Source organism: Marivirga salinae (assembly GCF_030503855.1).
Classification (GTDB): domain Bacteria; phylum Bacteroidota; class Bacteroidia; order Cytophagales; family Cyclobacteriaceae; genus Marivirga; species Marivirga salinarum.
On sequence record NZ_CP129971.1, the window covers coordinates 4302568 to 4315552 of the forward strand.

Below are 12985 nucleotides of genomic sequence, written 5' to 3' on the forward strand. Positions count from 1 at the left end.
TCATTCAATGGGTATGTTAGCTAGAATAATTTTCTATTTCGAAAATATTGAAGCGGCCATTCGATTTAGTTAGTTCAAAGTTTTGAAAGTGTTTTTTTAATCGTCCAGTTTTATGTGTATAGAAATTAGTTTGTTCGTGACCAGTAATAAGTTCTAAGGCTAATGCTCTTACGTTAAGTTCATATAATTTAGAATAAGAAACATGAGACTTTGAAGGAAAAATTTCTTTGAATTTCTCATTGTACTCAGGACTGAAATATTTTATTAGCATTCCTTCAGTAACAGATATTAGTTGACTATCGGAAAGGTTTAGCCCTGAATTCTGGAAAAAATGTTGCTGAGTTTCTTCATTATCGTTTTTAGGATATTGCTCACAAGGTAATGACACCATGAAATACTTTTGGGAAAAGTTCCCTATTAAAACGAACACTTCTTTGTCTGGGTGATCGTTCATAGAATCAGTCAAAATCTGCTGATAGGTCTCATGTTTTACTAATCTATCAAGAGAATTTCTATTCCCATCTGTTCCATAAGATTTGCCAATATACAGAACTTCATAATCTAATAGATATTGAAACTTCCCAATTTCCTGATTGGAATTCCCAATAATTGAAGTGGGTCTACTTGAGATAGAATTTCCGTAAGAGTCCACTAATTTAAATTTTGTAAAAGGAAATTCACTTTCAATTTTTATTTCCCCTCGCATCTTTGGAAGGTTTATTTGAGAAGATAAAATAAGCTTATCCTGCTTGTCACAAACTTCGAAGCTCATTGAAACAAGAGTTCCTTCTGTTTGAAAACTTTCAGGAATTAGACAAATCTTTGGTTTGCGAAGAATGAAATATATGTTACTTTGATCTTTAGAGTTATTTTCTTTTAGCTCTTGTATATACCCTTTAATATCTCCAGAATGTAATATTTGGAAAGGATCTAAAAACGAGAGCATGAAAAACTCTGTTCCAATTTCATATTTTTTTTTAGGGTGGTACATTCAATTCTTGTTAATGTTAATGATATGGCGTGGTAGCGGGTTTTAAAGTACATCTCTCACTATCTAAGTCATTGTTCTTTAAATCTACAAAATCTTCCTTTATTGCTTCACCCGCCATAAACTATATGTAGTGTTGTTTGTATTTTTATTCATTTAATATTTCGTTGGTTAACTCAATTTTGTCTGTACTGTAGTTTTCTATAAACTCCACTAATCCCTTTATATTATTTATTTTTTTTGGCAATGATTCTGCCATTAAGATTGTTAAGTTTTCTATCTGTTTTATTTCAAATGGCTTATAATGTAATTCTTGATCGATTGATAAGTTATAAACCCAGTAAATACTAATGCCACTGTTTGTGAACCATCCAGTCAAAGATTCAATTTCTGACTTTGATTTTCCAAGCCATTTTACTTCTCCAAAAAATAGATGTGAATAATCATTGTTATAGTATTCTTGCAAATGAATAATATCAGGTTTGATATAAAATTTAAACTTGATGTGGTTTAAATGATTTGTTTTATCTAATAAAAATTCGGTTATTTTTTTACTTACTTCAATCTTCCCAGTGGCGATGTAGGAACCAAATAGTTTTATGAAATATTTGAATAAGTTTTTAGTTTCACTTTCCCAATCAATACCATAAATACTTCTAAAATCTAATTTCTTTTCTGTTAAAAGAGAAGAGCTTTTGCTCCGTAGACAGTTTGAAAAAATAGCGTAGGAATTATCCCAAGGTTGACTTCTTTCATTGTTGCATCTTTCACACAATACATTTTGAAAAGTTAATATCTTTGCTTTCGGTCCTCTAATGCCAGTCTTCGTATTTTTTATGTGCATTGGTTGTAAATCACCTTTCTGCGAATAGTCGCCTTTTCCATATCTTGAAATCATGTCAGATTTCTTAAATTTATGTTCGTCTGAATTCGCGAAATTATTACAAATCCAGCATATGCGGTTGTATGTACTTGTTTTCAGATACATTAATTACAGCGTTCGGATAATGGTGTTTTTGACATATATTAAAAACCTATCAATGATGTTGAGAAAATTTTTAGGGTATCAATAATACTATTTTCAGTGTGACAAATTACTGGATTAATTGCGAAGAACAAAAAACCTTGATTCTGAATTAAGTCAACTTCTTTTATCTTTTGAAGAAAATGGAATCAAATTAAACATTTCCCTCAACCTTGACCTCACCCTGTTGCCATAAAGGTTTTCTAATTCATCAGGGTTTAAGTTTGTAGTGGCGTGAGTTATCATTCCTCTAGTTGTGAACAGACTGTAACGGTTGAGGAGGATTTCGGCTATGGTGTTGGTTTCGTTACCGAAATGTTTGATGGTGGATTCTAGGCCGAGGTCATCGAGGCACAGGGTACAAGGTACCATTTGGTCTTGATAGCGTTGGAAATGGGCTTTTGAATATTTGTTGATAATGGAAAAGCCGTGGTCTAGAAATTCGTAAGAAATTTCTCTTGTTGATTTAACTGGATATTTGTGGACTGTGTGGAGGAAGTGGCGGAAGAGCATCATGAGGGTTGTTTTGCCACAGCCTACGGGACCTGTTAACAAAAGCCCTTTTCTTATGGAAAGTTTGTACTGCTCGCAGAGCTTTTCATCTTCAAAAAAATACGCCAGTATTTTGAAAATGATTTCATAGTCTGCAGGGTAAACTTTAAAATGATCTCCAAATTCTGATTGACCTGCCTTATGCAGAAAATCAATGCATTTTTCAAATTGGAATTTTTTGCTTGAGTAATTATTAGGTTTCATTGAAAAAGGGGTTTTTCATTGTTAGCTTGAGCATTTCAATTTGACTTTAGTCGCTTATAGCCTCATACTTTTTCTTGCCAAAAAGTATGCAAAAGGCAAGGCAAATGATGCTGCTAAGCACAAGGCCAACGCTGGCCCGCCATTTTGCCGTTCCCGCCCGCTTTGGGATCGTGCGCAATTGCTAAGCGAGTGCCTTAGTTTTCAGTCTTATTAATTAATTTTCACAATGGAATGTCATAGCTTTTGTCTTCATTGTTGTGGAGTTTGCCAGCTTCGGATTTACCATCCTGAATGCCATTGAATTTTTTAAAATTCAAGAGCCAGTTGCGGACAGCTGCTTTCCAATCTTTCATGGGCGATTTTGGGCCCACTTTCCAGCCTTTGGCTGAATAGTAATTGAAAAATTTTTCAGCCTCCACAGGTGCGAAGCGAACAGGAATTGAATACTTTTCAGTTTGCTCCTCAAAAAAAACTTTTAAGTCTTTTTTTGATGGTGGTGTGAAACGCGAACCTTTTGGTGATGCGTTTTTGCCAGTATCCGAGACTGGAGCTGAAGCTCTTGAATTTGTGCTGCTTTTAGTTTTTCCTTTTTTTTCTTTTTCTGAATTTTTATTTTCTTCATATATATATTGTTTATTGTTTATATAGTTTGTATTGTTTATGTAAGGGTGCAGTACTTGTTCACTACTTGTACCACTTTTGCCCCTAAGCTGGTGCACTACTTGTTCACTACTTGTACCACTTTTGCCCCCAGCTAGTGCAGTACTTGTCCCGATATTGCCCCTAAGGTTGTTCAATACTTGTTCAGTACTTGTACCGAAAATGAACATCTCTATTAGGCTACCTTTCATGGGATTGTGAGATGGAAAATATTTCAGAAAGCCCATTTTGTGGAGGTCTTTCAAGCACTTATGATAAGTGTGCTTTGAGCCTATTTTTGAAACCGTCATAACCTCTTTTCTACTAATGGAAATAGGGTTTTTAAAATGGCTATAATTCCAGATTGTAAATAAACCAATATAAAGGCTCACATGAGACGGATTCATTTCAGGTGTTTCTGAAATTTTATCCATTGCTGATAGGAACTGGTGAATGAAATTCACCGGTTCCTTTGCTGAGTTTTCATGAGTATCCATCAGCTTATTTTGTTTTGTTCCAAAATGCTGTGAATGTCCTGAGAATCATAGTACAAAACCCCTCCCATTTTGGTGAAGGGCAAGGTGCCGTTTACTCTGAGGTTTTGAAGTGTCCCTGGACTAATGCCCAAGAGTTTTCTAACCTCATCTGATTTCAACCATTTTTTGGTTGATACTCCCTTTTGCTCCGAAAGGAGCTTTCTAAATTCGTCCACAAGTTCAAGTTTGAACTCGTGTAAGTCGTCTGTTGTGATTACTTCTGCTGCCATAAATTTTAGTTGTTTTTGTTGTCGGGACAAAGCTGGGGAAATGAGGAATATCAAACCAGTTGCAAGGGGGTTGTGCAACCCCCTTGCAACCCCCTTCAATTTGCTGGAAACAGCGATTTTGGCAGGAAAAAATTTTAAATTAATTTAAAGATTTATCTTTTTCGGCCTTTTCAACGAGGGTTTCCATTATTTCCTGAACATTTTCAATGGTGGTATTTTCAGGAGAATAGATTTTGTTTCTAAGGCTTTTGATTGAAATATCCTTTTGGCTACTGGTAGAAAAATTATCTGATATGAATTCCACTAGCTTAGAAGTGTTTTCAGGCGTAATGATATTTGCGTTGGCCAAAAGCTTCATTAAGTAAGCCAGTTGACTCACAGATAAGGTACTATAAATCTTAGAATTCGAGACCTTTTGGTTCGTTACATTATGATTCTGTCGAAATTGTATTGCTAATTGTCTTCTTTCTTTAAAGAAAAAAAGTTCTTCATCTATCCAGTTAATTAAACTTGATTTTAAACTGTCCACTCCCTGATTGAATTCAAATTCCGGCTTAACTTGGGACTGGTTGATGAGCTTCTTAAACAATTGCAATAGCAGTAGCTGTTCTTTATAGGTAGATTTGGATTGGTAATTTTTCTTGATTCTAATACCGATATAGTTGTAAATGGCAAAGACATTAAAATTGAGATAGATGAGGTTTGTTATGAATTGCTTCTCAAGCCGAATGCCTTTTATATTTCTTGATAGGATAATTTCAGTTTCTTGAAGGAAGGTTTTGCAATATATCAACTTTCTGTATGAAGCCTTCTTAGGGTTTTCTATAAATGTATTGATATGATGATTGATAATCTTTAGCAGGGATGGGTCAATTTTCTTTCGTTTAGCTAATTCCTTGATTTTTCCCAGCTGATTTGTGAGTTGGTTTTGGGAATTTATAAAATAGGAAGTAGGGATTTGGCTATCCTGACTGAAGTATTTGGTAAAGTACTTTTCTATATAGGTCAATAATGTGGTTATACATTCTATAAATATTAATCCGAACTGAGATAGGTAATCTTCTTTTTTTAATTGGAGTTCATATTCAATAGATAAGTAGCCAACTTGCTGAGAGATGTGATTTGAAATCAAGATTAGCTTTTGTTGATAGAGCTGTATTTGGCGTTCAATGATTTTATCATCATTGTTGCTGAAGGCTAATCTCATAAAGGATTGTTTAATCCTTTCCTCTTCTCTCTCCAGGTCTTTTTGCCATTCTATGAATTCTATTTTTGATAGCTGCGGTTTTTTACTTTTTGAATTAAAATATTCTGATATTATATAATCAAATAGCTGTAATTCATACTTCACTTTAACTAAGGTTTTAGTTTATAATAATTTAGTTTAAAGTGGGGTGTATTAGTTCTATTTGATTGAAATATTGGTTCGTTTATAAGTATTTAATACTATATCAATATTCAAAAATATACGATAGTAGTTAAACAACAATAAATTAAACTATTTAATATTATATTTATTGTGCCTTTAAAACTAAAAAAGGCAGATCAATCTGCCTTTTTTACTAATTCATTGATACTGAGCTTTTTCTTAAGTGCTGCCATATCACTACCGATTTTATTCTCTACTACCTTTGCATAAATTTGAGTTGTTGCCAGTTTTGTATGGCCAAGCATCTTGCTCACCGTTTCGATTGGAACGCCATTGGTTAGGGTGACTGTTGTAGCGAAAGTATGACGAGCTATATGGAATGTCAGCTTTTTCTTGATTTCGCAGAGGTCGGCAATCTCCTTTAAGTAAGAATTTGTTTTTTGGTTAGAAAACACTGGTAAAAGTTGATTCTCAAATACTCTTGGGTGATTTTGATATTTCTCAATTATCTGTTCTGCCTTAGGTAGTAACATCACAGAAAATGAAGTGTTCGTTTTGATTCGCTTTAAATGAATCCATCTTTCTCCATCCATGCCTACAGTAATATCTTCTTCAGATAAATGGTACAAATCGACATAAGATAAGCCTGTGTAGCAACTGAAAATGAAAATATCCCTTACCATATCTAAACGACTTAGCGAAAATTCTTTCTCTTCTATTGCCTTCAATTCATTAGCATCTAGGAAGTCTCTTTCAACTTTTTCAAAATGGGTTTGGTAACTGATAAAAGGATTCTTTTCAATCCAATCTAGCCGTAGAGCCAGTTTCAATAATTTACGAAACCGAATCATGTGTTTCATTACGCCATTATTGTTCATTGGCTTCTGATGGTCTTGCGGCTCCCAGTTGCGTAGAAAATCCTCAAAATCGATAAGGAATTTATAATCTATCTTTTTTAACGGGATATCTGAAAGCTTGAATTTTGCTTTTAGAAATCGTTCAAAATATCTTTCTGTTACCTGGTAATGCTTTAGGGTGCCCCACTTAAGTTTGTGATTGGCATTTTCGAAATGATACTTTGATAAATACAGTAGAGTTATTTGGTTTTCTTGCTCATTGATATTGAATACTGCATTTCTGATTATTTCCGCTGAAATGGATTCATCATCTACGACTAATTGCTCAAAGATTTGAAAGGCTTTATTGTAAATTTTATCGAGGTAGCGGTTCAGTTTTACTACCTCTTGAGAAGTACCGGAAACTCTCTGTCGCTGATTCCATTTTTCAATCAGAACTTTCCTTTTCAAAGAGGTGTCACAATTTTTCCCATTGTGAGAGATACGCATATAAATTGGCGCTTCACCATTTTTTGCTTTGTACTTCTTGAGTATAAATTTTACTGAAAATGAGTTGCTCATAATACTTAATAGTTGAATTAAACATTACAGTTTTGAGCAACAAAAGGGGCACAACAGATGACGACAACAACACAAATTAGAATAGCAAAAATGCTATAAAAGTGACTTTAAACCACTTATAACCAATTTGTGCCCCAATTTAGTAATTTTTCAAAAGGGCACAAATAGGGCACATTTTATTTGATATTGATTGGCTTTATCTGAATGAAATAAAACAAAAAAGCCCTAAATCATAAGATTTAAGGCTTTTTGTGTTCAGATTAATACTGAAAGTGGGCCCACCTGGGCTCGAACCAGGGACCCCTTGATTATGAGTCAAGTGCTCTAACCAGCTGAGCTATAGGCCCTAAAAAACATTTGCATTATCTGCTCTGTTTTTCGGATTGCAATGTTACGGAATTGCACGTAATTGCGCAATATAAAATCAAGGAATTACTAAATTATTTTGTTTTTTCTTTCCTTGGCTTCAAACCATATATCAATTGATCTTTCAATTTCGATGGAAATTTGTCCATATCGTCAAAACCTAAAGGTTCATCTCTTCCATCTTTAGGGATATAATGTGTTCTGAAAATATAATCCCAAATACTTAATGATATTCCAAAGTTAACTCCCGTTTTTGAGGGAATATGCTTAGCATGGTGCCAGATATGCATTTGAGGGTTATTGAAAATATATTTAAAAGGCCCTAAAGGAACTCTGATATTGGAGTGGTTAAAGTGACCTATTGCTAAGGCAAACAAATGAACCAATAAAAATTCTTGAATTCCAAAACCAATCATAGCCAAAGGAATATATTCTATTGTTCGATATACGATGGTTTCCATCCAATGAAATCTTAAATGCGCTGCAAATCCCATTTGCTCAACGGAATGGTGCACTTTATGAAATTCCCAAAGGGCTGGAACTCTATGCAATAATCTATGCACATTCCAATGGATGAAATCTCTTAGAATAAACAAAGTCAATAGCTGTGCCCAAACTGGCCAGGTATTGATTTCAATTGCTACTAAATTTGTTATACCAAACAATCCTAAAAAGTCATTAAACAAATGGACAAAAACATTAGAAAAGGCATAATAACCTACTAATGAGAAAAGGAAGAAATTGAAAAACATATAAAAAGCATCTAACCAAAAATCTTTTCTAATTTTTGGCTGATCTTTTCTCCACGGCATAGTTAATTCTAAGGCAAAAAAGAAAAGTGATATACCAATTAACCAATATAAATAATTGCCCCAATGTGGATTTAAAACCTCATTTCCCACATAGCGAGCATAGTCCTTAAAGGAGGTGATGAAAATATCAATGTATTCCATTTCTCTGATTTTGAATCTTTAACAAAGATAGGGCTAAAGGTGTTCAGAACACTGTAACTGATGTTACATTCAAAAAATTCGTTAAAGAAAAAAAACTCCAAAAGGGGGCTCTACTATTCCCTGATTTCCTCGCTAAAATTAAAATAGTGTATTTGATTCTTATATGGCATCCTAGATAGCAGAATTAAGTATTAAACTGCCAATTTTTGTATTTCAATACTAGCTTAATCATTCATACTTTTTCCATTGATGAAAAAGTATGTCAGCCAGAGGCTGACCAGCTATTGGCTGGCAAAAAATCTAGGTAAAATGATGCTACTTCCCGCAAATGCCAACGCTGTCCCGCCATTTTACCCTCCAGCCCGCTTTTTCGCTTAAGGCGAAAGTGGGGGAGTTAGCCATTAATGAACTCATCAAATGAGTTCGGTCCTTTTATGCCTCTATTTAAATCATGCTTATCTTTTTTCTAGATAAACTTTAATTATATTTTCTTTTAAGACCATGGTATCCCATCGAGAAAAGGAGATGAAGGAAGAAAATATTTAACCTCCGTTCTAATAATAAGCTTAAAATGAAAAAGCCTCCAAAAGGAGGCTCTGACATTTATAATGGAATATTTCCGTGTTTTTTCTTTGGTAGTTTGTCCACCTTATTTTCCAACATTGAAAATGCTTTGATTAACTTTTTCCTTGTGTTAGAAGGAAGGATCACTTCATCTATATATCCTCTATGAGCAGCTCTATATGGATTAGCAAACTTTTCGGTATACTCTTCCACTTTCTCAGCTAACTTCGCTTCCTTATCGTCTGCAGCGGCAATTTCCTTACGGAAAATAATTTCTGCTGCTCCTTTAGCTCCCATCACAGCGATTTCTGCAGTCGGCCAAGCATAATTCATGTCAGCACCTATGTGTTTAGAATTCATTACATCATAAGCACCACCATAAGCTTTTCTAGTAATCACCGTTACTCTTGGAACCGTAGCTTCACTAAATGCATAAAGCAGCTTGGCTCCATTAGAAATGATTCCGTTCCATTCTTGGTCAGTGCCAGGAAGGAATCCAGGAACATCTTCAAAAACCAATAGTGGGATATTAAAACTATCGCAGAAACGCACAAAACGAGCCGCTTTTTTACTGGCATCATTATCCAAAACCCCTGCTAAAGAAGCCGGTTGATTTCCAACAATTCCAATACTTCTACCTGCTAAATGAGCAAATCCAACTACTATATTTTCCGCATAGTTTTTATGCACTTCAAAGAAACTATTATCATCCACAGTTCCCTCTATTACCTCACGCATATCATAAGGCTGATTTGGATTATCAGGAATGATATCATTTAATACTCCCCTACTTTCATCATCTTTCAATTCATAAGGAACAGAAGGCACAGGATCTTCACAGTTCTGAGGTACGTAACTCAACAATCGCTTAATATTATTGATACACTCTAATTCATTTGCACATGAGAAATGCGTAACACCACTTTTAGTGCTGTGCGTACTAGCACCTCCTAATTCTTCAGAAGTTACATTTTCTTGCGTTACTGTTTTCACTACGTTTGGTCCAGTTACAAACATATAACTGGTATTTTCCACCATCATGATGAAATCTGTCATGGCTGGTGAATATACTGCTCCTCCAGCACAAGGCCCCATTACTGCTGAGATTTGAGGCACAACACCTGAAGCTCTTACGTTTCTATAAAAAATGTCGGCATAACCACCCAATGAAACTACACCCTCTTGAATTCTGGCTCCACCTGAATCATTTAATCCGATTACGGGCGCTCCATTCTTCATAGCCATATCCATTATTTTTACAATTTTCTCAGCATGAGTTTCCGATAAGGAACCTCCAAATACTGTGAAATCTTGAGAAAACACGTATGTCAATCTACCTGAAACAGTTCCGTAACCTGTTACTACTCCATCTCCAGGGTAATGCTGATTTTCAAGCCCAAAATCTTTACAACGGTGCATTACAAATTTACCAATCTCCTCAAATGAACCTTCATCCATCAAAAGGTCAATTCTTTCCCTGGCGGTTAGTTTACCTTTTTTATGTTGGGCCTCAATTCTATCTTCCCCTCCCCCTTTTAGGGCTGATTCATTCTTCTGAGCTAATAATTCGTTTTTTCCTTTATTGGTCGGTTTTGTATAAAGAGGTTTTTCCATATCGTTTTTTCCTATATTAAAATCATTCAAAGATAGAACAGGTAAGATGAAAAACGAATTTTTTATAGGCAAACTATACTTACTTCGTATCTAAATCCTGTTTAAATAATTACAAATAAAAAGGCTACCCAATTTGGATAGCCTTCATTCTATGAAAATTTAATACAAATTATTTGTCTAAATTATTCAAATCAACAATTTGAACTTCAACTCTTCTGTTTTCAGCTGCATCTTTAGTGTCTGCTCTGGTTGAACCGTATCCTTTTGCAATGATTCTTCTTCTAACTATTCCTTTATAGTTAAAAAAGTTTACCACCTCTATGGCTCTTTTGTTAGATAACTTTCTATTAAATTCAGGATCTCCTTCAGCTGAAGCATAACCTGAAATTTGAATTCCTAATTGCTCATTATCTTTAATATGCTGATAGATTTCTTGCAATTGCTCATTGTATTTGTCATCAAATTCAGAAGCACCCACATCATAATAAATTTTATAAACAGGCTCTAAAAGTGATTTATCATAATTAGCTTTTGGCTGTTGAGCTTTTTCCTTCTTTTGTCTCTCAGCCTCCTCGGTTACATACATAGTCGGCAAGGAATAAATGGTCTCTCCTTCTACAACTCTACTCTTTAATGTAGTAGTATCGCTTTCGTCATAATAATAGGTTCTGCTAGCAATTTCCATTTCATCCTCATTCTCACTAAAATCAACATCATCAATTGGATTTACTTTATACATCAAGTCCATCATGTAATTGAAAGCCGCAGTATCTTCAGCTGCTATAATGGCATCCATCATTTCATAAACATCCAAGCTATCTCCTTGTACTAACATCGCCTCATTGGCTTGTCTCGGTGAGTATGAATCGCTTTGCTTAGTATCATAAAAAGCATTGTTGACAGAAACTTCTTGTCCAACCACTACATCAAATTGCTTAATCAATTTCAAATTAATCTTTTGATAAAGCTCATAAAAATAGGTTTGGTTAGGAACATTAATATTTAAAGTATAGGGCAAGTATCCTTCTGATTCAATTATCAAATCATAATTTTTTCCTGGAGGAAGAATAATCAAATAATTACCTGTTTTCGGATCTGGATCATATACATAATCCACTTTTGTATTATTTTCATTATCCACTAATTTAATTTTAGTAGGAACAGGCTGCTCATCTTCACCTGCCGTAATTTTTCCCTTCAACATCGTTAGTGGAATATTAGCATATTTCTCAGGCATATCGAAAATGTAGATATCCTGTCCACCATAACCACCTTCTCTATCAGATGAAAAATACCCTTTACTTCCATCTGCTGACAAAGTGAAATAATTATCATTTAGAGGTGTATTGATTGGATATCCCAAGTTTTCGGGACTAGTCCATTTACCCCCCATTAAATTGGCTTTGAAAATATCTCTACCTCCCATTGATTTATCTCCATTGGAAGTAAAGTATAATGTTTTCATATCCGGATGAATAAAAGGTGCATCCTCATCATATTTTGAATTAACTTCTGGGCCAAGGTTTTTGATATTTCCCCAAGTATCATTCGCTAATTTTTCAGCTACCCAAATATCCATTCCTCCTAGTCCACCTGGACGATTACTAGCAAAATAAATTTTCTTGCCATCCGGAGTGATAGAAGCAGTACTTTCTAAATCTCTTGAATTTAATCCTTCAATAGCAGATGGTTGGCTCCAGCCTTGACCATCTTTCTTCATCATATATAAATTCCCTTTATTACCAGATCCGATGAATACAAGCATCTGTTGACCATCAGGAGAAATACCAGCAGTACCTACATTTTCATCTGTTCTAATTTCGATTTTTGAGGGCTCACCCCAATCGCCTGAACTTTTATAAGTTATATAAACCTCCTCAGAAGCTCTTCCTGTTCTAGAATCCGGCCTTAAAGAAGTAAAAGCCATTACAGATTGATCAGCTGAAACCACTGGATTATACTCTGTAAACTCAGAATTAATAGGAGGCGCCATTCTTTGAATATTAATGTCTTTTTTCTGGCTTAGTAAACGTTTAGCATTTTCGCTTTTAGTCATTTCTAATTCAACTTCCGCTTTTAATTTAGCATCATTTGAACCTAAAATTCTCAAATACTGATCATAGTATTGAGTAGCTTTTTCAAGCTTTAGACTTTTATGGAATGCCTGAGCCATGTAGTAATAAACTTCATCTGGGATTCCTTTAAAATTATCTAAGCTTTCAAGATTTTCAAATATAGCTGAAGCTTTCAATTGATCCGTTGCATTGGGCATTTTAAGGTAAGAAACCCCCAACATATAATTCACATAGGGCTCATTTGCTCCGAGCTCTACGGCTTCCGAAAGTGATTTTACTGCACCTTCATAGTTTTGGATTTTGAAAAGATTTTCACCTCTATAGATTAAGTCATCTATTTTATTCTGTTGAGCATAAACCATTGATGAGATGAGCATGCAGAATAAAAAAACAAGTGATTTTTTCATGATAATATGGCTTTTATATAATTTTAAATTCATAGTTAATAGTAGT

10 protein-coding genes and 1 tRNA gene are annotated in these 12985 nt (G+C 34.5%); all 11 read right to left on the reverse strand.

The window, feature by feature from the left end:
* Positions 1 to 16 precede the first annotated feature (16 nt).
* The 11 genes from QYS49_RS18140 to QYS49_RS18190 all read right to left on the reverse strand — a co-directional run bounded on the left by QYS49_RS18140 (position 17) and on the right by QYS49_RS18190 (position 12939).
* Positions 17 to 991, reverse strand: coding sequence for a hypothetical protein (locus QYS49_RS18140; RefSeq protein WP_308349394.1), 975 nt, complete (start codon positions 989 to 991; stop codon positions 17 to 19).
* A 145-nt stretch (positions 992 to 1136) separates the two neighbouring features.
* Positions 1137 to 1886 (reverse strand): hypothetical protein, encoded by a 750-nt coding sequence (locus tag QYS49_RS18145; protein ID WP_308349395.1) that lies wholly within the window; start codon positions 1884 to 1886, stop codon positions 1137 to 1139.
* A gap of 243 nt (positions 1887 to 2129) precedes the next feature.
* A complete protein-coding gene (locus tag QYS49_RS18150) occupies positions 2130 to 2768 on the reverse strand; it encodes an AAA family ATPase (RefSeq protein ID WP_308349396.1) in 639 nt (212 codons plus the stop codon).
* Positions 2769 to 2989: 221 nt separating this feature from the next.
* A complete protein-coding gene (locus QYS49_RS18155; RefSeq protein ID WP_308349398.1) occupies positions 2990 to 3904 on the reverse strand; it encodes a hypothetical protein in 915 nt (304 codons plus the stop codon).
* On the reverse strand, positions 3904 to 4173 hold the full coding sequence (locus tag QYS49_RS18160) for a helix-turn-helix domain-containing protein (protein WP_085515315.1): 270 nt from the start codon (positions 4171 to 4173) through the stop codon (positions 3904 to 3906). The genes QYS49_RS18155 and QYS49_RS18160 overlap by 1 nt, the downstream gene beginning before the upstream one ends.
* 139 nt (positions 4174 to 4312) lie before the next feature.
* Positions 4313 to 5524 (reverse strand): hypothetical protein, encoded by a 1212-nt coding sequence (locus QYS49_RS18165; protein ID WP_308349399.1) that lies wholly within the window; start codon positions 5522 to 5524, stop codon positions 4313 to 4315.
* 194 nt (positions 5525 to 5718) lie between these two features.
* Positions 5719 to 6960 (reverse strand): site-specific integrase, encoded by a 1242-nt coding sequence (locus QYS49_RS18170; RefSeq protein ID WP_308349400.1) that lies wholly within the window; start codon positions 6958 to 6960, stop codon positions 5719 to 5721.
* A 273-nt stretch (positions 6961 to 7233) separates the two neighbouring features.
* A tRNA-Ile gene (locus tag QYS49_RS18175) sits at positions 7234 to 7307 on the reverse strand.
* A gap of 93 nt (positions 7308 to 7400) precedes the next feature.
* Positions 7401 to 8279: a sterol desaturase family protein gene (locus QYS49_RS18180; protein ID WP_308349401.1), complete on the reverse strand. Its 879-nt coding sequence runs from the start codon at positions 8277 to 8279 to the stop codon at positions 7401 to 7403.
* 603 nt (positions 8280 to 8882) lie between these two features.
* On the reverse strand, positions 8883 to 10457 hold the full coding sequence (locus QYS49_RS18185) for an acyl-CoA carboxylase subunit beta (RefSeq protein ID WP_308349402.1): 1575 nt from the start codon (positions 10455 to 10457) through the stop codon (positions 8883 to 8885).
* Positions 10458 to 10626: 169 nt separating this feature from the next.
* A complete protein-coding gene (locus QYS49_RS18190) occupies positions 10627 to 12939 on the reverse strand; it encodes an OmpA family protein (RefSeq protein ID WP_308349403.1) in 2313 nt (770 codons plus the stop codon).
* Between the last annotated feature and the right edge of the window lie 46 nt (positions 12940 to 12985).

Coding starts and splice junctions, on each gene's coding strand:
- QYS49_RS18140 (WP_308349394.1), bottom strand. CDS start 991: ATGTACCACCCTAAAAAAAAATATGAAATTGGAACAGAGTTTTTCATG.
- QYS49_RS18145 (WP_308349395.1), bottom strand. CDS start 1,886: ATGATTTCAAGATATGGAAAAGGCGACTATTCGCAGAAAGGTGATTTA.
- QYS49_RS18150 (WP_308349396.1), bottom strand. CDS start 2,768: ATGAAACCTAATAATTACTCAAGCAAAAAATTCCAATTTGAAAAATGC.
- QYS49_RS18155 (WP_308349398.1), bottom strand. CDS start 3,904: ATGGATACTCATGAAAACTCAGCAAAGGAACCGGTGAATTTCATTCAC.
- QYS49_RS18160 (WP_085515315.1), bottom strand. CDS start 4,173: ATGGCAGCAGAAGTAATCACAACAGACGACTTACACGAGTTCAAACTT.
- QYS49_RS18170 (WP_308349400.1), bottom strand. CDS start 6,960: ATGAGCAACTCATTTTCAGTAAAATTTATACTCAAGAAGTACAAAGCA.
- QYS49_RS18180 (WP_308349401.1), bottom strand. CDS start 8,279: ATGGAATACATTGATATTTTCATCACCTCCTTTAAGGACTATGCTCGC.
- QYS49_RS18185 (WP_308349402.1), bottom strand. CDS start 10,457: ATGGAAAAACCTCTTTATACAAAACCGACCAATAAAGGAAAAAACGAA.
- QYS49_RS18190 (WP_308349403.1), bottom strand. CDS start 12,939: ATGAAAAAATCACTTGTTTTTTTATTCTGCATGCTCATCTCATCAATG.